The following is a 22,055-nucleotide window of genomic DNA, read 5'->3' as shown; positions in this document are numbered from 1 at the left end:
GCCCGCAATCGCGGGCTCGGACCATCGCTGGGCTGCGATCGGCTACATCGCAACCTTCTGCTGGCGCTGGGCGCGGAAGAAGTCCGCCCAGGACGTCACCTCGGGATGCTGTTTCAGCAGCGCACGCCGCTGCCGCTCGGTCATGCCACCCCACACGCCGAACTCCACCCGGTTGTCGAGGGCGTCGGCCCCGCACTCCATCAGCACCGGGCAGTGCCGGCAGATCGTGGCCGCCTTGCGCTGCGCCGCGCCGCGCACGAACAACTGGTCGGGATCCACTTCCTTGCATCGGGCCTGGGACACCCAGGCGATTCTCGCTTCGGCCTGCTCCACGTCCAATCGAGCGATGGGGGTAGTCATGTGCATTTGGTGTGCCCCTTTGCAGTCCGAACACCGGGTCAACGGCGCTCCAGAATCGCGTGCATCGCGCAGCCACCCAACCCCGCTGCGTCCTGCACCACATTCCACTTTGAGTGTTAGCTCTATCACACTGGGTTCTCAATCTAGGTAAAGGTATGGCGCCTGCGCAAGACCGTCCTTGGAATTTTTGGTACGGCCGTCCCTGCAAATCCCGAACTGAACCGGACAGTCGCCCATCAAGCGGACGACACGCCCGTGAGCAGTGGCCGCGACGCGCCGGAGCGGTCCGTAGGGGATGACTGGACGATTGCCCGGAAGCGGTGACGGGGCCGAACGGCGGCGGCCCACCGCGCGTTGGGCGGGCGTGCCTTTAGGCTTGGGTACGTGCCGATCTCACAAACGCTCGCGAGGCTGGCCGGTGCGTGCGTCCTGGCGGCCGTGCTGCTCGCCGGGCTGCTGTTCCCGCTCGCCGGTGGCTTCGGGTTCGTGTCGAACCGAGCCGCGGACGCCGTCGACAACGTCTCCGCGGAACTCGTGGAGGGCACCGTCCCCGCGGTGTCCACCATGGTCGACGCGTCCGGAACGCCCTTCGCCTGGCTCTACGAGCAGCGGCGCTTCGAGGTGCCCAGCGACCGGATCTCCAACGACATGAAGCTGGCGATCGTGTCGATCGAGGACAAGCGCTTCGCCGAGCACGGCGGCGTCGACTGGCAGGGCACGCTGCGCGCGTTCCTGCGCAACCAGTCCAGCGGCGAGGTGCAGCAGGGCGGTTCGACCATCGACCAGCAGTACGTGAAGAACTTCCAGCTGCTCGTCGTGGCCAAGACCGACGCCGAGCGCCGCGCCGCCATCGAGACCACGCCCGCGCGCAAACTGCGCGAGATCCGGATGGCGCTGACGCTGGAGAAGGAACTCACCAAGGACGAGATCCTCACCCGCTATCTGAACCTGGTGCCGTTCGGTAACGGGTCCTACGGTGTGCAGGACGCCGCCCAGACGTATTTCGGTCTGGACGCCAAGGATCTGAGCGTCTCGCAGGCCGCGATGCTGGCGGGCATGGTGCAGTCCAGCTCCAAGCTGAACCCCTACACCAACCCGAAGGGCGTGCTGGACCGCCGGAACACCGTGCTGGACACGATGATCCAGAACATCCCCAGCCGCGCCGAGGAGTTCCGCGCCGCCAAGGCCACCCCGCTGGGCGTCCTGCCCGAGCCGAAGGGCCTGCCGCGCGGCTGCATCGCGGCGGCGGACCGCGGCTTCTTCTGCGACTACGCGTTGCAGTACCTGCAGAACGCGGGCATCAGCAAGGATCAGATCGATAAGGGGGGTTATCTGATCCGCACGACTCTCGATCCGGGCGTGCAGAATTCGATCAAGGCGTCGGTCGACTCGGTGACCAATCCGCATCTCGAGGACATCGCCGAGGTCATGAGCATCATCGGCGCCGGACAGGATTCGCATCCGCTACTGGGCATGGTGTCCAGCCGCGACTACGGCCTCGATCAGAACCTGCACCAAACCGTTCAGCCGCAACCGTATTCGATGGTCGGCGACGGCGCGGGCTCGATCTTCAAGATCTTCACCACCGCCGCGGCCATGGAGAAGGGCCTGGGCATCAACGCCCAACTGGACGTGCCCGGCTTCCTCGTCGCCAAGGGCATGGGCAACAGCGGTACGCCGGGCTGTCCGGCCGAGGCGTACTGCGTCAAGAACGCGGGCAACTACAAGTCGCCGATGTCGGTGACCGAGGCGCTGGCCCAGTCGCCGAACACCGCGTTCGTCAAGCTGATCCAGGACGTCGGGGTGACGCCGACGGTCGATATGGCGATCCGGCTGGGCATGCGCTCCTACGCCCAGGCCGGGACCTCCGGGCACGGCAACCAGAGCCTCGCCGACATGGTCAAGCAGCAGAATCTGGGTTCGTTCACCCTCGGCCCGTTCGCGATCAACCCGCTGGAGTTGTCGAACGTGGCCGCGACGCTGGCCTCGGGCGGCAAGTGGTGCCCGCCGAATCCGATCAAGGAGGTCGTCGACCGCGAGGGCCATCAGGTCCCGCTCACCCAGCAGGCGTGCGAGCAGGTCGTGGAGCCCGGCCTGGCCAATACGCTCGCGAACGCGCTGGGACAGGACGCGGTCAGCGGTACCGCGGCCGGTTCGGCGCGCGCCGTGGGCTGGAACGCGCCGCTGTCGGCCAAGACCGGCACCACCGAATCGCACCGCTCCTCGGCGTTCCTGGGCTTCAGCAATTCGCTCGCGGGCGCGGCCTACATCTACGGCGACTCGCCCACCCCCGGCGAGATCTGCTCGTTCCCGCTCCGCAGCTGCGGCGACGGAAACCTCTACGGCGGTAACGAACCCGCGCGCAGCTGGTTCCAGGGCATCAAACCGGTCCTCGACCACTTCCCCCCGCCCGCCTTCCCCCCGCTGGACGACAAGTACGTCCGCGGCGCCAACAACTCCCAGATCCCCGACGTCACCGGCATGTCCGAGGCCGAGGCCCGCTCGGCCCTGATCGGCGCGGGCTTCCAGGTCACGATGGTCACCGTCCCCGGCTCCCCCGCCAAGGGCACGGTCATCAACACCACCCCGAACGGCTCGGCCATCCCCGGCTCGGTCATCACGGTCAACGTCAGCGACGGCACCCAACGCGAAGCACCCCCACCGGGCCCCGCCCCGCTTCCCCCGGGCTTGCCGGGCCTACCTCCTCCCCCACGCCTCCCCCCGATCCCCATCCCCATCCCGGTTCCGCGATAACCGTTGGTAATCCTGGTCTTTCGGCCCTGGGGGGCCGAAAGACCAGGAACAGCGTGGAGAGTGGGGACTACCCCAGGTCTACGAACACAGCCGCACCCTTTATTCGGATCCGCACTCGTTGTAGGGCCCTGTAAGGGGTGCGGATCCGGATAAGGGGTGCGGCTGGGTTCGTAGGGCTGGGGGTCAGAGGCGGGATTTGACGGCGGCGGAGAGGCGGGAGCCGTCGGCTCGGCCGGCGGCGAGGCGGGTGGCGGTTTTCATGACCTGGCCCATTTGTTTCATGCCGGGGCGTTCGCCGAGTTGTTCGGCGACCTCGGCGATGGCGGTGTCGGCTATGTCGGCGATCTCCGCCTCCGTGAGCGGGGTGGGGAGGTATTCGGCGATGATCTCCTCCTCGGCGCGCTCGTTGGCGGCGAGTTCGCCGCGGCCCGCCTGCTCGTAGACCACCGCCGCCTCGTTGCGCTTCTTGGCCTCCTTGGCGAGGACCGCGATCACCTCGGCGTCGGAGAGTTCCCGGGCCTGCGAACCGGCGACCTCGGCGGTCTGGACGGCGGCCAGCAGCATGCGCAACGTGCCGGTGCGCAACGCGTCCTTGCTCTTCATGGCGGCGGTGAGATCGGCGCGCAGCGTGGCTTTGAGTTCCGTCATGCGCTCACGGTATCCGGTCGCGGATGTGCCTGTGCGGAACAGCACTCGGCGCGGTCGGCGGCCGTCGCCTATCCTGAGCGAATGCCCGAACTCTCGTCTTCCGTACTCCGACGAGCCGCGCTGGGCGCCGCCGGGGCGGCAGCAGCAGGAATCGGCTACGCCTCGCTCATCGAACGCAACGCCTTCGTCCTGCGCGAGGCCACCCTGCCGGTGCTGCATCCGGGCTCGTCGAGCCTGCGGGTGCTGCATCTGAGCGATCTGCACATGACCCCGGGCCAGAAGCTGAAACAGGCGTGGGTCCGGGAACTGGAACGGCTGGAACCGGATCTGGTCGTCAACACCGGCGACAACCTGGCCCACCCGCGCGCGGTCCCGGCCGTCGTGCAGGCCCTGTCCGGCTTGCTCGCGCGCCCCGGGCTGTTCGTTTTCGGCAGCAACGACTACTTCGCCCCGGTGCCGAAGAACCCGCTGAAGTATTTCAAGAAGAACCACAAGCGCGTCCACGGCGCCCCCCTGCCCTGGCAGGATCTGCGCGCCGCCTTCACCGAACGCGGCTGGCTGGACCTGACCCATGTGCGCCGCGACCTCGAGGTCGCCGGAATCAAGATCGCGACCGCGGGCGTGGACGATCCGCACCTGCGCCGCGACCGCTACGAGACCGTCGCGGGCGCGCCGAATCCGTTGGCGGACTTGAGTATCGGGCTCACCCACTCCCCCGAGCCCCGGGTGCTGGACCGGTTCGCGACCGACGGCTACGACCTCGTGCTCGCCGGGCACACCCACGGCGGCCAGCTGTGCCTGCCGGGCTACGGCGCGCTGGTCACCAATTGCGGCATCGACCGCTCCCGCGTCAAGGGCCCCTCACGCTGGGGTTCGCACACTCTCCTGCACGTCTCCGCCGGGCTGGGCACCTCCCCGTGGGCCCCCTACCGGTTCTGTTGCCGTCCGGAGGCCACCCTGCTCACGCTCGTGGCCGCGCCCCCGCGCCGCCCGGCGGCCGATACCGGGCACGGAGTCTCGGCATCGGAGGCCGTCGCGCGCTAGTCTTGCGCGCCGAGCCGGAACGTCAGGTAGGGGACGAGGGTGAGCAGTGGGTTCGACAAGCGGCCCGAGGACGAGGACGCCGCGGCGACCAGAGCCATCCGCCGCGTGCAATCGCCGGCGGACACGGCCAAGACGGAGATGTTCGCCCAGCCCGAACCACCCCTCCCCCGCCCGAACTGGCAGGACTGGGCCGCCCGCGAACCGGCCGACCACACCGAGGTGATGCCGCGCGGCGGTAACCGCCCCGCCCCGGCGCCGCCGCGCGAATCACGCCCCGGCCTCGACCACGACGCCGCCACCCGCGCCCTCCAGTCGCTGGCCGGAGCCACCGGCCGCTCGGCCACCCCACCGGAGGACCCCACCCGCCCGATCACCGAGGTCCCGCCCGCCCAGGATGCCGCCCCGCCACAGCGCCACCCCCGGAATCCGCCTCCCGGACAACGGTTTCCGGCCGGACCACCGCAAGGCCCGGCCCGCCGGACCCCACCCGCCGGGCCAGCCGACCCGCGATACCCGGAGCCATCCGCCTCGGAAACCACCCGCCGGATTTCCCCTGCGGCACAGGCGAACCCGCGCTATCCCGAGACCAACGTCAGCGCGAACCCGGCGAGCGGCTCGGAGCCGACCCACCGCACTCCCCCTGTGGCACGGCGGGATTCGCAGTACCCGGACACAACGGTCGGCGCGAGCCCGGCACAGGCGAATTCGCGGTATCCGGAAACAGCCGTCGGCGCGAATCCGGCGACCGGTGCCGAACCACCCCGCCGCACTCCCGCCGCGGGACGGCCGGATTCGCGCTACCCGGAGACGACGGTCAGCGCGAACACGGCGGGCGGTTCCACCCAATCTCGCCGCAGTTCGGCTGCCACACAAGGGGATTCGCGATATCCCGACACCATGGTCGGCGTCCCCGCGACGGGCGGTTCGGACGAACCCCCTACCGGGCGCGGACGCAAGGGCTGGCTGCTCGCCGGGGCCGCGGTGGTGGTCGTGGCGGCTGTCGCCGGGGCCGTCGCCCTGGTCTCCACCCGGCACCACACCGACGCCCCCGCGACCGACGCGGCACCGTCCCCGTCCATGGTGAGCGCGTTGACCACCGGACGCGCCGCCGCGCCGAGTACGACGCGCCCGTCGACCACCCGGCCCACGACCACCGCGGCGGCCGCCGCGGCCGTGGCCGCCGAACCGGTGATCCCGGGCTACCAGACCGTTCTGATCCCCGATCGCGGCGCGGTCTACGACGTGCCCGCGGACTGGCGGATCGACCCGCTCGCCACCACCACGCTCGGCAACCCACCCGACACCGTGGAGATCGCGGGCCGCACCACCGACGGCGAGAACTACTGTCCCCGCTCGGTGCGCACCAGCGCCTTCCTCACCCTGTCCGGCCAGTCCGATCCGGCGGCCGCGGCCAAGGAGGTCGGCATGCGCATGATCAAGGTCGGCTGGCCCGCCGCCACCGGCGCCAATTCCAATGCGGCCGAACCACTCACATCGCTGGACGGCCAGCTGCACGGCGCCTTCGTCGAGACCACCGGCGGCGGCGCCACCCCCGCCCCCGGCTGCGCCAAGGCGTTCTCGGTCTTCACCTTCGCCTTCCCCGGCGAGAACAGCAATTTCGTCATGACCATCGCCGCCGACCAGGGCGTCGCCAAATCCGTGGACAAGGAGACGGCCAAGCGGATCCTCGCCAGCATCCGCCCGCTCCCGGTCCGATGACCAGCCGATTTAACGTCGGCCCCGCCCCTGCTGTAAGCTACGACAGGCTCGACCACGGGGTGTGGCGCAGCTTGGTAGCGCGCCTCGTTCGGGACGAGGAGGTCGCAGGTTCAAATCCTGTCACCCCGACTCGTGTGTGGAGACACGACAGGGTCCCTGACCGGCATCGCCGGTCAGGGATCTTACTCTTTGTCGGCCCGTATTACCCACGCCCACAAGGGTTTTCACCCGGGCGTCCCGGAGAAATACCGCCGCGCCGAGCCGGGCGCCCACAGCAACACCAGCACGGCGATCGACACCGCCCACCCGGCCAGCAGGGCCAGCCGCGCGCCCGTCTCGGGAAACAACACCCACACCACGAACCGCCCGGCGAACTGACCACCCAGCAACACCGTCATCACCATCCGGGCCCACCGCCGACCGGCCAGCACCGGCAGGATCATCGCCGCGTACACCGGCGCGCTGACCAGGTGATAGACCGTGCCCACATTCCACCCGGACGGCGGGACCAACGGCACAATTAGATGATCGACCGCGTGAACCCCGATACCGAACGCCGCCCACCGCACCGGCACGGGCGCCGCGATCGGAAATCTCCGGCGAATTCGCCTGCCGCGGTTCATCTTCCGCAGCCTAGCCCGCCGCCCCCGAACAGGCCGGACCCCAATTCGTTGGTCCCCCCGCTCACGACCGCGCCCGGGAGCGCCTAGCTCTCGATCAGCGCCAGCGCCACCGGAACCAGGAGATCGGTCAGTTCCGTGACCGGCGGGCGGGGGTCGGTGAGCAGCCATTCGTGGGCGATGCCGTTGACCGCGCCGATGAGGGCGCTGGTGGCCATGCCGGGGCCGCCGCGCAGACGGCCCGACGATGCGGCGAGCGGCATCACCACGCGTTCGATCACCTGGGCCCACATGTGGCGGCGCTCGCGGCGGTGCCGTTCCATCCGCTCGCTCACCCCGACCACCTCGAGGAACGCGAGTTTGGCCCGATGGGGTTCGGCCGCAATGGATTCCAGATACGCCCCGAACATCACCGTGATCGCCGTGCGCGGATCGGCGTCCGCGCCGACCTCGCCCATCGCCCGGGTCACCGCCGCGGCCGCCTCGTCCTGAATGCGGTCGTAGGCGGCGATGAGCACGTCCTCGCGGGTGGAGAACTCCTCGTAGAACTGCCGCTTCGACAGCCCGGCCGCCGCGCACACGTCCGCGAGCGAACAGTTCGCGTAGCCGCGCTCGGCGAAGATCCGCGTCGCCGCGCGCAGGAACCGGTCCCGCCGCTCGGCCTTGCGCTCGGTGACGGCGCGTCCACCGTACTGCCGTTCCACGATCGTCACGCCTCCACCGTACGGGGCCGCGACCGGCCGGCGCTCTTGCGATCCGGATCACCGCGTGTCATAGTTCCCGACTATGTGAGACGAGGTGGTCTCACATAGCCGAAGGAGCCCGAGTTGACCGAGTCGAGAGCCCGCCGCACCCATCGTCTCGCGCTGGTGCTGGCCGCCGCGGTGGCCCTGGCCACGCCGTGGACCGCCGTCGCCACCGCCGCACCGGAGGATCCGCCGGTAGCCCCCGCCGCCGCGATTCCCCTTCCGCCGGAACTGGATCCGGGCTTCTACCATCCCCCGGCCGAGACGGTGGCCGCCGCCGCGCCCGGCGAGATCCTCGCCGCCCGGCAGGTCACGGTCGCCAATCTGGGCCTGATCCCGGTCAATGTGGACGCCTGGCAGCTGTCCTACCGCTCCACCGACAGCCATGACGCGCCCATCGCGGCCGTGGCGACGGTTCTGAAACCGCGCGGTTCCGCCCCGGACAAACTGGTGTCGATGCAGATCGCCGAGGACTCGCTGGCCGGGTACTGCGCGCCGTCGTATGCGATCCAACATCTTTCGGCCGGTCCGCTGCTCGGCCAGATCGTGGCCCCTGCCGAATTCGTCATCGCCCAGGGCGCGCTGCAACAGGGCTGGGGCGTGGTGATCCCCGATCACCAGGGCCCGAACAACGCCTACGCCGCCGGTCCGCTGGCCGGGCGCATCGTGCTCGACGGTATCCGCGCCGCACGGGATTTCACGCCCATGCGCATCACCCCGGACGCCCGCGTCGGTCTCTACGGCTATTCCGGCGGCGCGATCGCCACCGGGCACGCGGCCGAGCTGAAGGGCTCCTACGCGCCGGAACTGAACGTGGTCGGCGTGGCGGAGGGCGGCGTTCCCGCCGATCTGGGCCGGGTGCTCGATGTGGCAAACGGCCAGCTCACCTCGGGTCTGGTCCTGGCCGCGGTCATGGGACTCGCCCACGAGTATCCGGAGTTCGCGCGGTTCATGGCCGACAACCTGGACCCGCTCGGCCGGGCCGTCACCACCGTGCAGAGCGGGCTGTGCGTGCAGTACGTCTCGATGCTGCTGCCGTTCCTGAATCTCAAAGGGCTGCTTCGGGTTCCGGGCGATCCGATGCGCGATCCCGTCGTGGCCGACGTGCTCGACCGCACCCGGATGGGCGCCCGCGTCCCCGATATGCCGATGTACATCTGGAACGCCAACCCCGACGAGATCATCCCGGTCGGCCAGGTGAACACCCTCGTCGACACCTACTGCCGCAACGGCGCGTCGGTCGCCTACACCCGCGAGCACTTCGGCGAGCACATCGCCAGCGAGGTCTCCGGCGCGGGCCCGGCGATGCTGTGGCTGCGCGACCGGCTCGACGGCGTGCCCGCGCCGACCGGGTGCACGACCACCGACGCGGGCTGGCTCGCCTTGGACCCCAACGGTTTCCAGCTGCTCACCGCGACGTTCGGGGAGACCTTCGCGTCGTTCTTCGGCAAGCCGATCGGCGTGCGCTGACGCCTCAGCGGACGCGCAGTCTGCGCATCAGCCGCAGCGTGACCATCGTCTGCCGCAGCTGCTTGTCGAACGGCTGCTTGGCGCGGGCCGCCATGACCTGCACCTTCTGCACGCCGACATTGACGGTGTCGGTGTACTTGAGCAGTCCGGCGTCGCCGTGCCGCACGCCCACGCCGGACTGCTTCACCCCGCCCGAGGGCGTGCCCTTGGCCGAGTAGGTGGTCACGAACCCGTCGTTGACATTGATATTGCCCGCCTCGAGCCGATCCGCGACCCGCCGCGCACGGGCGAGATCCGCGCTCCACACGCTGGCGTTGAGGCCGTAGGTGGTGGCGTTGGCCCGCCGGATCGCGTCCTCCTCGTCGGTGAAGCGGTAGACCGTGACCACGGGCCCGAACGTCTCCTGGGTGGCGTGCAGCATGTCCGGGGTGACATCGGTGAGCACGGTCGGTGCGTAGAACGCCGGACCCACATCGGGCATCGGCGCCCCGCCGGTGAGCACCGTCGCGCCCTTGGCCCGCGCGTCCTCGACGTGCGCGGCCACCTTCTCCATGTGCTCGACCGAGGCCAGCGAGCCGAACTCCGGACCGTAGTCGTAACTCGCGCCCGCCCTCGCGCCCAATTCCTCGGCGGCCGCGACGAAGCGGCGCAGGAACTCGTCATAGAGCTTGTCCGCCACATAGATCCGCTCGATGTGCATGCACGCCTGCCCGGAGTTGCCGAACACCGCGAACAGCGCGCCCGGGATGACGTCGTCGAGCTTCGCGTCGTCGAGCACGATGAGCGGATTCTTGCCGCCGAGCTCGAGGCTGCACCCGATCAGGTTGCGCCCGGCCAACTCTCCGATGACCCGCCCGGTCGCGGTCGATCCGGTGAACATGACGAAGTCGGCGTTGTCGATGATGGCCGGACCCACATCCGGCCCGCCGCCGCAGACCACCCGCAACAGCCCGCGCGGCAGCCCGGCCCGGTACAGCAACTCGACCCCGTAGAGCACGCACAACGCGGTCTTGTTGTCCGGCTTGAGCACGACCCCGTTGCCCGCGATGAGCGCGGGAACCGAATCCGACAGCGAGATGGCGAACGGGAAGTTCCACGGCGAGATGACCGCCACCACGCCCTTGGGCCGATGCTGTTCGGTCGAGGTCGTGATCAACGGCATCGGACCGCCGCGCCGCACGGGTTTCAGCACCCGCTTCGCGACCTTGAGGTAGTGGCTGATGACCATCGGTACGTCGCAGGACTCCTCGACCGCCATGCGCCGGGTCTTGCCGTTGCCGAGCTGGATGAGTTCGGCGATCGTCTCGTGCTCGGCCAGCAGCAGCTCGTGCGCCCGCGCGAACACCGCCAGCCGTTCCCGCAGCGGGCGCGCTGCCCAATCCCGTTGCGCCGCACGGGCTTCGGCGGCCGCCTCGGCGACATCACCGGGCGTGGACTGCGGCAGCGCGCCGACCACGTCGCCGGTGTAGACCTCGGTCAGCGGGTAGGGCTCGCGCGTCTCCCCGCCCGTACCCGCGACCACGATCGCGGTCAGTCGATCGATGAGCGCCTGCGTGATCCGCGGCGGCAGCGTGGTCGCGCCGCCCTGCGTGGTTGTCTCCATCGCCGATCTCTCCGTCCACTCGCCGCCCGTCCCAGCGGTCACCCAGGATCCAAACTAGAACACGTTATTGTTTCCGACAATGTCGCCGGGTAACTTCGTCCCCATGACAGAACCGCACGCCCTGGTCGAGCGCCGCGGCGCCACGCTCGTCGTCACCATGAACCGCCCGGCCGTGCGCAACGCGCTCTCCGCCGAGATGCTCGACATCATGGTGTCGGCCTGGGACACCGTCGACAACGATCCCGAGATCCGCTCGTGCGTCCTCACCGGCGCGGGCGGGGCGTTCTGCGCGGGCGCCGATCTGAAGAACATGAATCGGCAGAGCCCGGCCGACAACATGAGCGAGGGCGGCGGCTGGGATCCCACCTACATGCCCGGCCTGCTCAAGGGCCGTCGCCTGACCAAACCGCTGATCGCCGCCGTCGAGGGCGCGGCCATCGCGGGCGGCACCGAGATCCTCCAGGGCACCGATATCCGGGTCGCCGGGCAGAGCGCGAAATTCGGTGTGTCCGAGGCGCGTTGGAGCCTGTTCCCGATCGGCGGCTCGGCCGTGCGGCTGGTGCGGCAGGTGCCCTACACCATCGCCGCCGAGATCCTGCTGACCGGCCGCCACCTCACCGCGACCGAGGCCAAGGAGATCGGGCTGATCGGACACGTCGTGCCGGACGGCACCGCGCTGGACAAGGCCCTCGAACTCGCCGAGCAGATCAACGCCAACGGCCCGCTCGCCGTGCGGGCCATCCTGAAGACCATCCGCGACACCGAGGGCCTGCCCGAGAACGAGGCGTTCAAGATCGACGCCGAACTGGGTCTCGAGGTGTTCCGTAGCGCGGACGCCAAGGAGGGTCCGCGCGCCTTCGCCGAGAAGCGCAAGCCGGAGTTCAAGGGGCGCTGAGGTTCTCACACCGTCGGCTTGACCATGCGGACGATCTGCCGCCGCAGCAGATTCGGGGCGAAGCGGCGGGCCAGCACCAGCGCGTGCGCCTGGCCGGGGAAGATGTACAGCGGCGTCCGCCGCCCGGCCAGCGCCTTCTCCATATCGTCGACCACCCGGTCGGGCGACATCCCGCGCTGACCGGCGAGCACCGCCGGATCGACGGCCCGAACCCCTTCCAGGAAGGGCGTTTCCACATGCGGCGGGCAGACGCACAGCAGCCGCACCCCGCTGCCGTGCAGCTCCTGGTACAGCGCGTCGACGTAGCCGATCACCGCGAACTTCGAGGCCGCGTAGGCCGACAGGCCGGGCGACGACAGCCAGCCCGCCATCGACGCGAACAGCACCACCGTGCCCGTCCCGGCCTCTCTCATGGCCGGGATCACCGCCTGGCACAGATTCACCGTGCCGAGGTAGTTCACCTCGATCAGCCGCCGGATGTCCGAAACATCCTGTGTCAGAGCGCCGCCCACGCGGGCGAATCCGGCGGCGTGCACCACGCGCGCGAGCGGGCCGAGTTCGGCGCGCACCTCGTCGACGACCGTCCGCAGCGCGGCCGCGTCCGACACGTCGCAGACGTGGGTGCGCGTGCCCGGCGCGAGGCGGGCGGTCTCGGCGAGCCCGGCCTCGTTCAGATCCACGGCGGCGACGCGGTATCCGGCCGCCGCCAGTCGTCGCGCGACGATGCGGCCCATACCGCTGGCCGCGCCCGTCACCAGTGCTGTCTCGGTCATCGAACCTCCCGGGCGTTTCTCCGCCCAAGTAGAACACGTTCTCGGGAGGTCGTCGGCACTTTCCGGCACCGGTCCCGATGAGCGGGAAGCGCGGGCCGAGCGCACGAGAGGACGGCAGAATTGAAACAAGTTCTTGCATCGCCCACGCCCCCGACCATATAGTCCGTACACGTGTCCAGACACCGCCGCGCGCCGAGGAGCAACCGATCATGACCGAGACCGCCACGGTGCGACCGCTGCGGGCGAACGCCGTCACCCACTGGGACTTCGAGGCCGACGTGGTGATCGTCGGCTACGGGATCGCCGGGGCCGCGGCCGCCATCGAGGCCGCCCGTGCCGGGGCCGAGGTGCTGGTGCTGGAACGCACCGGCGGCTGGGGCGGCGCGGCCTCGCAGTCGGGCGGCTTCATCTACCTCGGCGGCGGCACGCCGTTGCAGAAGGCCCTCGGCTTCGAGGACACCCCGGAGAACATGGAGAAGTTCCTGCTCGCCGCGCTGGGCCCGGGAGTGGACGCGGCCAAGATCCACGACTACTGCCAGGGCAGCGTCGAGCACTACACCTGGCTGGTCGATCAGGGCGTCCCGTTCAAGGAGGAGTTCTGGGGCCAGCCCGGCTGGGAGCCGCCGCACGACGAGGGCCTGATGTACTCCGGCGGCGAGAACGCCGCGCCGTTCAACACCCTCGTGCCCCCCGCGCCGCGCGGGCATCTCCCGCAGATGACCGACAAGCGACTGGGCGAGCGGGGCGGCGGCTACATGCTCATGAAGCCGCTCACCGACACCGCCGAAAGGCTCGGCGTCACAGCCGAATACGACATCCGGCTGCAACGCCTCATCGTCGACGACGACGATCGGGTGGTCGGCGTGGTCGCCAAGCGCTACGGCGACCTCGTGCACGTCCGCGCGCGCCGCGGCGTGGTGCTGGCCACCGGCAGCTTCGCCTACGAACAGAAGATGGTCGAGAACTACGCGCCCCGGCTGATCGGCCGCCCGGCCGCGGCCATCGAACAGCACGACGGCATCGGCATCCGGGTGGCCCAGGCGCTCGGCGCGGAACTGGCCCACATGGACGCGACCGAGGTCGCCTTCTTCGGCGATCCGCAGCTGCTGGTGCGCGGCATCCTGGTCAACGGCCGCGGCCAGCGCTACATCCCCGAGGACACCTACCCCGGGCGCATCGGCCAGGCCACCCTCATCCAGCAGGACAACCAGGCGTTCCTGATCATCGACGAGGCCGCGCTCGAGGAGGGCATGGCCACCGAGACGTCGAGCCCGTACTTCCGGCAGCCACCCACCTGGGCCGCGGAGACGGTCGAGGAACTCGAGAGCGATATGGGCCTGCCCGCGGGCGCGTTGCAGGCCACCGTCGAGGTGTACAACCGGCACGCCGCCGCGGGCGAGGACCCGGTGCTGGGCAAGAAGCCCGAATGGGTCAGGCCGATCGGCACCCCGCTGGCGGGTTTCGACATGCGCAACTTCACCGCCGGATTCACCCTGGGCGGCTTGAAGACCGATCTGGATTCGCGCGTGCTGCACGTGTCCGGCGAGCCGATCGCGGGGCTGTACGCCGCGGGCCGCTGCACCTCGGGCATCTGCGCGGGCGGATACGCCAGCGGGTCGTCGCTCGGCGACGGCAGCTTCTACGGCAGGCGGGCCGGGCGCGCCGCCGCGACGAACTGAGAAGGTAGGCGGCCCAATGCGTTTCGGCATCGTCCTGTTCACCAGCGACCGCGGCATCACCCCCGCCGCGGCCGCCCGCGCCGCCGAGGATCGGGGCTTCGCCTCGTTCTTCGTGCCCGAGCACACCCACATTCCGGTGAAACGCGAAGCGGCGCATCCGGTCACGGGCGACGCCAGCCTGCCCGACGACCGCTATCTGCGGACCCTGGATCCGTGGGTGGCGCTGGGCACCGCGGCCGCGGTCACCGAGCGCATCGAACTGGCCACCGCCGTCGCCCTGCCCACCGAACACGATCCGATCACCCTCGCCAAGACCATCGCGAGCCTCGACCACCTGTCCGGCGGCCGGGTCACCCTCGGGGCCGGATTCGGTTGGAACACCGACGAACTCGCCGACCACGGCATCCCCGGCGACAAGCGCCGCACCGCGCTGCGCGAGTACCTCGAGGCCATGCGCGCGCTGTGGACCCAGGACGAGGCGAGCTACGACGGACGATTCGTGAACTTCGGCCCGAGCTGGGCCTGGCCCAAACCCGCGCAGGCCGCGCTGCCGGTGCTCATCGGAACCGCCGGAACCGAACAGGGTTTCCGCTGGGTCGCCCGGCACACCGACGGCTGGATCACCACCCCGTACGAACCCGACCTGCTGGTGAAGCGGCTGGCCCTGCTGCACGGGATCTGGCGGGACGAGGGCCGGTCCGGCGCGCCGCGCGTGGTGGCCCTGGACGGCAAGCCCGACCCGGCGCGACTCGCCGAATGGGACGAGCACGGCGTCACCGACGCGATCTACGGCCTGCCGGATCGGAGCGAGGCCGAGGTTCTGGGCTATCTGGATCGACTCGCCGCGAAGCTCGGCCTGATCTGAAATATCCTGATCTTTCTTGTGTCGCCTATCGGAGAGTGAGCCGAGAACGTGCGAATCGCCCTGCTGTCCTACCGCAGCAAGACCCACTGTGGCGGACAGGGGGTCTACGTGCGGCACCTGAGCCGCGGCCTGGCCGAACTGGGCCACGAGGTCGAGGTGCTGTCGGGGCAGCCGTACCCGGAACTGCTCGACCCGCGGGTGCGCCTGACCGAGGTGCCCAGCCTGGATCTCTACCGTGAGCCCGACCCGTTCCGCACGCCGCGCCCGAGCGAGATCCGCGATCGCATCGATCTGCTCGAGGTGGCCACCATGTGGACGGCCGGATTCCCCGAGCCGCGCACCTTCAGCCTGCGCGCGGCCCGCCTGCTGCGCGAGCGCGCCGCGGAATTCGATGTGGTGCACGACAATCAGTGCCTCGGCTCCGGCCTGCTCGACATCGCGCGGCACCTGCCGCTGGTCGCGACCATCCACCACCCGATCACCCGCGACCGCGAGGTGGATCTGGCCGCCGCGAAGTGGTGGCGCACGCCGCTGGTCCGGCGCTGGTACGGATTCCTCGGCATGCAGCGGCGGGTGGCACGCGAGATCCCGGACCTGATCACCGTCTCGTCGTCCTCGGCCACCGATATCGCGAGCGACTTCGGCGTCGCCCCCGAACAATTGCGGGTCGTGCCGCTGGGCGTGGACACCGAACTGTTCCGTCCGCGCGGGCGCCGGGTGCCCGGCCGCGTCGTCGCGGTCGCCAGCGCCGACAAACCGCTCAAGGGCATCGGGGTGCTGTTGCACGCGCTGGCCCGGCTGCGCGCCACGCACGAGGTGGAGCTGCGGCTGGTGGCGCGGCTGGAACCCAACGGACCCACCGAGAAGCTGATCGCCGAACTCGGGCTCTCCGACATCGTGCAAGTGGCGGGCGGACTGTCCGATCAGGACCTCGCCGAACTGCTGGCCTCGGCCGAATTGGCCTGCATCCCTTCGATGTACGAGGGTTTCTCGCTGCCCGCCGTCGAGGCGCTGGCGAGCGGCACACCCCTGGTGGCCAGCCGCGCGGGAGCCCTGCCGGAGGTGGTCGGCGACTGCGCCGAACTGGTCGAGCCGGGCAATGTCGACGAATTGACCGCGGCCGTCGGCGGTCTGCTGGACTCGCCGACGCGACGGGCCGCGTTGAGCACCGCCGGGCGCGCCCGCGCGCTGGCGGTGTACAGCTGGGAGGCCGTCGCCGCGCAGACGGTCTCGGTCTACGAGCGGGCCATCGCCCGCTCGTCCGGTGATCACTACGAGGAGGCGAACGCATGCTGACCGTCGATTTCGACCGGCTGGGCATCCGGCCCGGCACCCGCGTCATCGATGTGGGCTGCGGCCAGGGCCGCCACTCCTTCGAGGCGTATCGCCGCGGCGCCGACATCGTCGCCTTCGATCAGAACGCCGCCGACCTCGCCGACGTGAAGGTCATGTTCGGGGCCATGGCCGAGGCCGGCGAGGTGCCCGCGCACGCCCGCGCGGAGACCGTGCAGGGCGACGCGCTCGCGCTGCCGTTCGAGGACGGCGAATTCGACGTGGTGATCGCCTCGGAGATCCTCGAGCACATCCCGGACGACGACCGGGCCGTCGCCGAACTGGTCCGGGTCCTCAAACCCGGTGGGGCCCTTGCCGTCACGGTGCCGCGCTGGCTGCCGGAACGGATCTGCTGGCTGCTCTCGGACCAATACCACGCCAACGAGGGCGGGCACGTGCGGATCTACCGCGCCGACGAACTGCGCGCCAAGATCACCGCCCGCGAACTGCGTTTCGTGCGCACCGAACACGCGCACGCCCTGCACGCGCCGTACTGGTGGCTGAAGTGTCTGGTCGGCGTCGAGGCGAACGACCATCCGGCCGTGCGCGCCTATCACCGGCTGCTGGTGTGGGACATGATGAAGGCGCCCCGCGTCACCCGGCTCGCCGAGGACCTGCTCAACCCGCTCATCGGCAAGAGCGTGGCCCTGTACTTCACGAAACCGGCGGTGCGCCGTGCCGGGTGCTGAGCTCCCGGCGGTACCCGGCGTCCTCACGGGCGCGCAAACCCTGGCCACGGCCGAATCCATCGCGGCCGCACAGGAATCCGACGGCGCCATCCCCTGGTTTCCCGGCGGGCACACCGATCCGTGGGATCACGTCGAATCGGCCATGGCCCTCACCGTCGCGGGGCTGCTGACCGAGGCGCGCGCGGCCTACGAGTGGTCGGCGCGCACCCAGCGCCCGGACGGGTCCTGGCCCAGTCAGTTCCGGTGCGGCGCGATCGAGATCGCCGACGCCGACACCAACTTCTGCGCCTACATCGCCACGGGTGTGTGGCACTACGTGCGCTGCACCGGCGATCGGGACTTCGCGACCCGGCTGTGGCCGACCGTGCGCGCCGCCATCGACCATGTGCTCACCCTCCAGGGCCCGCGCGGCGAGATCTATTGGCTGCGAACCGATTCCGAGATCCTGCCGGAGGCCCTGCTGACCGGCAGCTCCAGCATGTTCCACAGCATCCGGTGCGCGCTGGCGCTGGCGGAGTTCCTCGACATCGACCAGCCCGAGTGGGAGGTCGCGGCGCTGCGGCTGGGGCACGCTATCCGGCACCATCCGGAGGCGTTCGCGCTCAAGGACCGGTACTCGATGGACTGGTACTACCCGGTGCTGTGCGGCGCCTTTCGCGGCGCCGCCGCCGAGGCCCGGATCGCCGCGCGCTGGGACGATTTCGTGGTGGGCGACATCGGCATCCGCTGCGTCGGCGACCGGCCGTGGGTGACCGGGGCGGAGACCTGCGAGCTGGCCCTCGCGCTGGACACCGTGGGCGATCGCGACCGCGCCCGCGATCTGCTGGCCGCGATGCAGCATCTGCGCACCGAGGACGGATCCTATTGGACCGGACTGGTTTTCGCCGACGGCAAGCACTGGCCCGAGGAGCGCACCACCTGGACCGGGGCCGCGATGATCCTGGCCGCCGACGCGCTGTCGCGCACCTCCGGCGGCAACGGCGTGTTCCGGGAACTCGCCGCCACCGCCGATATGAGCACCGGCTTCGCCTGCGACTGCGTGTCGACGCTGTCCTGAGCCCGGCTCAGGCCGCGCCGCCGCAGCCCGCGGACCGCTCCAGGATCCGCAGCGAACCGGTCACCGACACCTCGCGGAAACCGTTGCCGTCCAAAGCTTTCCGATAGATGTGGTAGGGCGCTTGGCCGCCGTCGCGCGGATCCGGGAACACGTCGTGGATGGCCAGCGCGCCCCCGGCGGCCACCCAGTGCGCCCAGTTGTCGTAGTCGCGCTGGGCGGCCTCCTCGGTGTGCCCGCCGTCGATGAACAGCAACCGGATCGGTTCGCGCCAGATCCGCGCGACGGTGGCCGAGGCCCCCACGACCCCGACCACGGTATCGGTGAGCCCGGCCTTCACCATCGAGCGCCGGAACGTGGCGACCGTGTCGAAGACGCCGGTCTCGGGATCGACCAGCGACGTGTCGTGATACTCCCAGCCGGGCTGATGCTCCTCCGAGCCGCGATGGTGGTCGAGGGTGTAGACCGTCGCCCCGGTCCGCCGGGCGGCCGCGCCGAGATAGATCGACGACTTGCCGCAGTAGGTGCCGATTTCCACGATCGTTCCGGAACCGCCGTAGCGCAGCGCCGCCTCGTACAGCGCGCGACCCTCGTCGGGCGGCATGAAACCCGTTGTCGCCTCGGCGATTTCGAACAATCGGGCCGTATCCTCAGAGATCGCCGAATCGGCACGAGTCACGATGAATACCTTTCCGTCCGCCCGCGTCAGGCGTGTCCAGTTGCCCCCGAAGCTTTGAGATAGTAGCATCCGGACACGTGTCTGATCCCCTTTCCAGCGAGCCGCCCGCGGTGAATATGGAGGCCACGCGCCGCCGTCTCACCGAGAAGCAGGCCGACACCGTCGACCGGTTGACGCGGGCCGCGTTGGAGGTGCTCGCGCGCGAGGGATTCGCCGGGCTCACCGTGCGCATGGTCGCCGCCGCCGCGGGCGTCGGCACGGCCACCGCCTACACCTACTTCTCCTCCAAGGAGCACCTGGTCGCGGAGGTCTTCTGGCGGCGCCTGGCCGCCACCGCCGCGCCGGTCGTCGACTCCCCCGACCGCACCGAGCGGGTCCTGGCCGTGCTGCGCCAGACCGCCATGCTGGTCGCCGACGAACCCGCGCTCGCGGGCGCGGTCACCAGCGCGCTGCTGGGCACCGATCCCGATGTGGCGCATCTGCGCCTGCGCATCGGCGCCGAGATCCGCCGCCGCCTGATCGAGGCGCTCGGTCCCGACGCCGATCCGGATATCGTCGAGACCCTGGAATTGCTCTACGCGGGCGCGCTCGTGCGCGCGGGCGTCGGATACGCCTCGTACGCGCAGATCGCGGACCGTTTGGAGAGATCGGCGTTACGGGTGCTGCGGGGCTGAATCCCTCGGATCAGAGCACCGATTCGATCGCGGTGACCACGGCCGGGTCGCTCGGTTCGGTGCGCGGGCGGAAGCGGGCCACGACATCACCGTCGCGATTCACCAGGAACTTCTCGAAGTTCCATTGGATATCGCCCGCCGTGCCCTCGGCATCGGCGGTCTCCACGAGTTCCCGATACAGCGGATGCCGGTCCTCGCCGTTCACCTCGACCTTCTCCAGCAGCGGGAAGTCGACTCCGTAAGTGGCCGAACAGAATTCCTGGATCTCCTCGGCGGTGCCGGGTTCCTGACCCATGAACTGGTTGCACGGCACGCCGATCACGCTGAAACCGCGTGGGCCGTAGGTCTTCTGGAGTTCCACCAGGCCGGTGTACTGCGGGGTGAGGCCGCATTTGGAGGCCACGTTCACCACCAGCAGGGCCCGGTCCCCGGCCAGGTCGGCGAGGGTGGTGGGTTCGTCGGACAAGGTGCGGACGGGAATGTCACGAATGCTCACAATCCGATCTTACGAACCGCGACCGGCCGCTGCTCGATCCCGCGGCTCCCGATGGGTCACCCGCACGCGGACAACTGAAACGAGTTCTACCTCGATGGAGACGCCGCTCCACACCGCCTCGCCCGGGTTTCCGGGAGATGATCTACCACATGTCCGAGTGCCCCGAGGGCGATCCCGGCGCGGCCCGGATCTTCTCTCGGATTAGAACTTGTTCTACAGTGTGTCCGGAGCCACTTCGAGGATGAGGTATGCGAATATGACCGACCGCAGCGCGGATACCAGCGAGGCCGATTACATCGTCGTGGGCGCGGGCAGCGCCGGCGCGACCGTGGCCGGCCGGCTCGTCGAAACCGGCGCGAGCGTCATCCTGATCGAGGCCGGACGCAAGGACGACACCCGCCTGGTGACGACCCCCGGCATGATCACGATGGTGCACACGGTCCCCCAGCTCAAGAAGCGCGTGACCTGGAAGCAGAACTCGGTTCCGCAGAAGCACGCCAACGACCGCGAGATCCCGATGACCCGCGGCAAGGTGCTGGGCGGTTCGAGTTCGGTCAACGGCATGCTGTTCGTGCGCGGCAACAAGGCCAACTTCGACTCCTGGGCCGCCGAGGGCTGCACCGGCTGGAGCTACGCCGACGTGCTGCCCGCCTACAAGCGGCTGGAGAACTGGGAGGGCGGCGCGAGCGAACTGCGCGGCGCGGGCGGACCCATCGAGGTGACCCGCCAGCGCGAGCTGACCCCGATCGCCCAGCAGTTCATGGAGGCCGCCACCGACACCCTCGGGGTGCCGCGGATCGCCGACTACAACGGCGAATCCCAGGAGGGCATCAGCGTTTTCCAGCAGAGCGTGCGAGACGGGTTGCGCTACAGCTCCTCTCGCGGATTCATCACGAATCGGCCGAACTCGGGCCTGAAGGTGCTGACCAACGCGCACGTCGCGCGCGTTGTCATCGAGAAGGGCCGGGCCACCGGCGTCGAGGTGATCGAGAAGTCCGGGACGCGGATCATCCGCGCGGCCCGCGAGGTCGTGGTGTCCTCGGGCGTCATGGGCTCGCCGCAGATCCTCATGCTCTCCGGCATCGGCCCGGCGGGTCAGCTGCGCGAACTCGGCATCGACGTGCACGCCGATCTGCCCGTGGGCCAGAACCTGCACGACCACCTGTTCGTGCCGATGACCTTCATCTCGAAGAAGGCCATCCACCGCGGCATCCCCTCGCATTTCGCCGCGGGCCTGATGCGCGAGTTGGTCCGGCCCGGCAGCTCGTGGTTCGGCCGCACCGTGTTCGAGGTCGTCGGCTTCGTGAAAACCTCGTTCGCGCAAGACATTCCGGATATGCAGATCCACACCCTGCCGTGGAGCTATCCGGTGCCCAACCAGGACGAGGACAAGCTGCACATGGTCGACCGGCGCGCCGGACTGACCATCTTCCCCACGCTCATCTACCCCAAGAGCCGCGGCGAGCTGCGGCTGGCCTCCACCGATCCGCTGGCCTCCCCGCTGATCGACCCGGGCTACCTGTCCGACCCGACCGACACCGAATTCCTCGTCGAGGGCATCAAAATCATCCGCGACATCATGGCGAACAAGGCCGTCGCGGGCGACGTCACCGAGGAGTTCTCCCCCGGCCCCGCCTACCGGGACGAGACCGCCCTGCGCCGCGAACTCCCCAACCGCGTCCACTCCGTCTACCACCCGGTCGGCACCTGCCGCATGGGCGTCGACGAACGCGCGGTCGTCGACCCGCAGCTGCGCGTCCTCGGCATCGAGGGCCTCCGCGTCGCCGACGCCTCCATCATGCCCAGCATCACCGGCGGCAACACCAATGCGCCGTGCTACATGATCGGCGAGAAGGCCGCGGAGCTGATCAGCGCCTCCTGATACCGGTCGGCCGCCCCGCCCCTCCGGGCGGCCGCGCCTCTCCTGCGCCCTCTCCCTTCCTGTTCCCGGCCCT

The 22,055-nt window shown here is 69.8% G+C and carries 20 protein-coding genes and 1 tRNA gene; 13 read left to right on the top strand and 8 right to left on the bottom strand.

Annotated features, from left to right (window positions below; translation table 11 throughout):
* Window positions 1-42: 42 nt before the first annotated feature.
* Window positions 43-366 carry a WhiB family transcriptional regulator gene (locus ACWDSJ_RS05530; protein WP_030516437.1) on the bottom strand — a complete coding sequence of 108 codons (324 nt, stop codon included), beginning with the start codon at window positions 364-366 and terminating at the stop codon, window positions 43-45.
* 378 nt (window positions 367-744) lie between these two features.
* On the opposite strand from ACWDSJ_RS05530, the gene ACWDSJ_RS05525 reads away from it, so the two are divergent.
* Entirely contained in the window at window positions 745-3,114 is a 2,370-nt protein-coding gene (locus ACWDSJ_RS05525) for a penicillin-binding protein (protein ID WP_450029400.1), read from the top strand.
* 183 nt (window positions 3,115-3,297) lie between these two features.
* Here the strand turns inward: ACWDSJ_RS05525 and ACWDSJ_RS05520 are convergent, their stop codons facing one another.
* A complete protein-coding gene (locus tag ACWDSJ_RS05520) occupies window positions 3,298-3,762 on the bottom strand; it encodes a GatB/YqeY domain-containing protein (RefSeq protein ID WP_387359087.1) in 465 nt (154 codons plus the stop codon).
* Window positions 3,763-3,843: 81 nt separating this feature from the next.
* Here ACWDSJ_RS05520 and ACWDSJ_RS05515 point away from each other — a divergent pair, with 81 nt between their 5' ends.
* The 3 genes from ACWDSJ_RS05515 (at window position 3,844) to ACWDSJ_RS05505 (ending at window position 6,654) form a co-directional block, all read left to right on the top strand.
* Entirely contained in the window at window positions 3,844-4,806 is a 963-nt protein-coding gene (locus tag ACWDSJ_RS05515) for a metallophosphoesterase (RefSeq protein WP_387359085.1), read from the top strand.
* A 39-nt stretch (window positions 4,807-4,845) separates the two neighbouring features.
* Window positions 4,846-6,525: a hypothetical protein gene (locus ACWDSJ_RS05510; protein ID WP_450029398.1), complete on the top strand. Its 1,680-nt coding sequence runs from the start codon at window positions 4,846-4,848 to the stop codon at window positions 6,523-6,525.
* Window positions 6,526-6,580: 55 nt separating this feature from the next.
* Window positions 6,581-6,654, top strand: a tRNA-Pro gene (locus ACWDSJ_RS05505).
* A gap of 95 nt (window positions 6,655-6,749) precedes the next feature.
* On the opposite strand, the gene ACWDSJ_RS05500 is transcribed toward ACWDSJ_RS05505, so the two are convergent.
* Window positions 6,750-7,043 (bottom strand): hypothetical protein, encoded by a 294-nt coding sequence (locus tag ACWDSJ_RS05500; RefSeq protein ID WP_450029397.1) that lies wholly within the window; start codon window positions 7,041-7,043, stop codon window positions 6,750-6,752.
* A 188-nt stretch (window positions 7,044-7,231) separates the two neighbouring features.
* On the bottom strand, window positions 7,232-7,858 hold the full coding sequence (locus tag ACWDSJ_RS05495) for a TetR/AcrR family transcriptional regulator (RefSeq protein WP_450029396.1): 627 nt from the start codon (window positions 7,856-7,858) through the stop codon (window positions 7,232-7,234).
* A gap of 114 nt (window positions 7,859-7,972) precedes the next feature.
* Here ACWDSJ_RS05495 and ACWDSJ_RS05490 point away from each other — a divergent pair, with 114 nt between their 5' ends.
* Window positions 7,973-9,361 (top strand): lipase family protein, encoded by a 1,389-nt coding sequence (locus tag ACWDSJ_RS05490; RefSeq protein ID WP_450029394.1) that lies wholly within the window; start codon window positions 7,973-7,975, stop codon window positions 9,359-9,361.
* Window positions 9,362-9,365: 4 nt separating this feature from the next.
* Here ACWDSJ_RS05490 and ACWDSJ_RS05485 read toward each other — a convergent pair whose 3' ends face one another.
* Window positions 9,366-10,964, bottom strand: a complete 1,599-nt coding sequence (locus tag ACWDSJ_RS05485) for a succinic semialdehyde dehydrogenase (protein WP_450029392.1) — start codon at window positions 10,962-10,964, stop codon at window positions 9,366-9,368.
* A 103-nt stretch (window positions 10,965-11,067) separates the two neighbouring features.
* On the opposite strand from ACWDSJ_RS05485, the gene ACWDSJ_RS05480 reads away from it, so the two are divergent.
* Window positions 11,068-11,859, top strand: a complete 792-nt coding sequence (locus tag ACWDSJ_RS05480) for a crotonase/enoyl-CoA hydratase family protein (protein ID WP_387359073.1) — start codon at window positions 11,068-11,070, stop codon at window positions 11,857-11,859.
* Window positions 11,860-11,864: 5 nt separating this feature from the next.
* Here ACWDSJ_RS05480 and ACWDSJ_RS05475 read toward each other — a convergent pair whose 3' ends face one another.
* Window positions 11,865-12,632 carry an SDR family NAD(P)-dependent oxidoreductase gene (locus tag ACWDSJ_RS05475; RefSeq protein WP_450029390.1) on the bottom strand — a complete coding sequence of 256 codons (768 nt, stop codon included), beginning with the start codon at window positions 12,630-12,632 and terminating at the stop codon, window positions 11,865-11,867.
* Between the two features lie 209 nt (window positions 12,633-12,841).
* On the opposite strand from ACWDSJ_RS05475, the gene ACWDSJ_RS05470 reads away from it, so the two are divergent.
* Genes ACWDSJ_RS05470 through ACWDSJ_RS05450 form a run of 5 tightly spaced genes read left to right on the top strand, consistent with a single transcriptional unit; the run spans window position 12,842 to window position 18,254 of the window.
* The gene (locus ACWDSJ_RS05470; protein ID WP_450029388.1) at window positions 12,842-14,311 is read left to right on the top strand and encodes an FAD-dependent oxidoreductase; all 1,470 of its coding nucleotides are present in this window, start codon (window positions 12,842-12,844) and stop codon (window positions 14,309-14,311) included.
* 16 nt (window positions 14,312-14,327) lie between these two features.
* On the top strand, window positions 14,328-15,176 hold the full coding sequence (locus tag ACWDSJ_RS05465) for an LLM class F420-dependent oxidoreductase (RefSeq protein ID WP_450029386.1): 849 nt from the start codon (window positions 14,328-14,330) through the stop codon (window positions 15,174-15,176).
* Window positions 15,177-15,224: 48 nt separating this feature from the next.
* On the top strand, window positions 15,225-16,472 hold the full coding sequence (locus tag ACWDSJ_RS05460; RefSeq protein WP_450029384.1) for a glycosyltransferase family 4 protein: 1,248 nt from the start codon (window positions 15,225-15,227) through the stop codon (window positions 16,470-16,472).
* Window positions 16,466-17,197: a class I SAM-dependent methyltransferase gene (locus ACWDSJ_RS05455; RefSeq protein ID WP_450029382.1), complete on the top strand. Its 732-nt coding sequence runs from the start codon at window positions 16,466-16,468 to the stop codon at window positions 17,195-17,197. The genes ACWDSJ_RS05460 and ACWDSJ_RS05455 overlap by 7 nt, the downstream gene beginning before the upstream one ends.
* A complete protein-coding gene (locus tag ACWDSJ_RS05450) occupies window positions 17,184-18,254 on the top strand; it encodes a prenyltransferase (protein ID WP_450029380.1) in 1,071 nt (356 codons plus the stop codon). The genes ACWDSJ_RS05455 and ACWDSJ_RS05450 overlap by 14 nt, the downstream gene beginning before the upstream one ends.
* Before the next feature lie 7 nt (window positions 18,255-18,261).
* Here the strand turns inward: ACWDSJ_RS05450 and ACWDSJ_RS05445 are convergent, their stop codons facing one another.
* Window positions 18,262-18,930 carry a class I SAM-dependent methyltransferase gene (locus tag ACWDSJ_RS05445; RefSeq protein WP_387359059.1) on the bottom strand — a complete coding sequence of 223 codons (669 nt, stop codon included), beginning with the start codon at window positions 18,928-18,930 and terminating at the stop codon, window positions 18,262-18,264.
* Between the two features lie 110 nt (window positions 18,931-19,040).
* Here ACWDSJ_RS05445 and ACWDSJ_RS05440 point away from each other — a divergent pair, with 110 nt between their 5' ends.
* On the top strand, window positions 19,041-19,604 hold the full coding sequence (locus ACWDSJ_RS05440) for a TetR/AcrR family transcriptional regulator (protein WP_450029453.1): 564 nt from the start codon (window positions 19,041-19,043) through the stop codon (window positions 19,602-19,604).
* A 10-nt stretch (window positions 19,605-19,614) separates the two neighbouring features.
* On the opposite strand, the gene ACWDSJ_RS05435 is transcribed toward ACWDSJ_RS05440, so the two are convergent.
* Window positions 19,615-20,103 (bottom strand): glutathione peroxidase, encoded by a 489-nt coding sequence (locus ACWDSJ_RS05435; RefSeq protein ID WP_450029451.1) that lies wholly within the window; start codon window positions 20,101-20,103, stop codon window positions 19,615-19,617.
* A gap of 253 nt (window positions 20,104-20,356) precedes the next feature.
* Between ACWDSJ_RS05435 and ACWDSJ_RS05430 the strand changes: the two genes are divergently transcribed.
* Window positions 20,357-21,982, top strand: coding sequence for a GMC family oxidoreductase (locus tag ACWDSJ_RS05430; RefSeq protein WP_387359057.1), 1,626 nt, complete (start codon window positions 20,357-20,359; stop codon window positions 21,980-21,982).
* The last annotated feature ends 73 nt before the right edge of the window (window positions 21,983-22,055 follow it).

Source organism: Nocardia sp. NPDC003482 (genome assembly GCF_053588115.1).
This window is presented reverse-complemented; position numbering and strand designations above follow the sequence as displayed.

Excerpts from the sequence above, each read along its gene's own strand:
- ACWDSJ_RS05530 (WP_030516437.1), bottom strand. The coding sequence starts at position 366 with ATGCACATGACTACCCCCATCGCTCGATTGGACGTGGAGCAGGCCGAA.
- ACWDSJ_RS05520 (WP_387359087.1), bottom strand. The coding sequence starts at position 3,762 with ATGACGGAACTCAAAGCCACGCTGCGCGCCGATCTCACCGCCGCCATG.
- ACWDSJ_RS05515 (WP_387359085.1), top strand. The coding sequence starts at position 3,844 with ATGCCCGAACTCTCGTCTTCCGTACTCCGACGAGCCGCGCTGGGCGCC.
- ACWDSJ_RS05485 (WP_450029392.1), bottom strand. The coding sequence starts at position 10,964 with ATGGAGACAACCACGCAGGGCGGCGCGACCACGCTGCCGCCGCGGATC.
- ACWDSJ_RS05480 (WP_387359073.1), top strand. The coding sequence starts at position 11,068 with ATGACAGAACCGCACGCCCTGGTCGAGCGCCGCGGCGCCACGCTCGTC.
- ACWDSJ_RS05475 (WP_450029390.1), bottom strand. The coding sequence starts at position 12,632 with ATGACCGAGACAGCACTGGTGACGGGCGCGGCCAGCGGTATGGGCCGC.
- ACWDSJ_RS05470 (WP_450029388.1), top strand. The coding sequence starts at position 12,842 with ATGACCGAGACCGCCACGGTGCGACCGCTGCGGGCGAACGCCGTCACC.
- ACWDSJ_RS05465 (WP_450029386.1), top strand. The coding sequence starts at position 14,328 with ATGCGTTTCGGCATCGTCCTGTTCACCAGCGACCGCGGCATCACCCCC.
- ACWDSJ_RS05455 (WP_450029382.1), top strand. The coding sequence starts at position 16,466 with ATGCTGACCGTCGATTTCGACCGGCTGGGCATCCGGCCCGGCACCCGC.
- ACWDSJ_RS05430 (WP_387359057.1), top strand. The coding sequence starts at position 20,357 with ATGACCGACCGCAGCGCGGATACCAGCGAGGCCGATTACATCGTCGTG.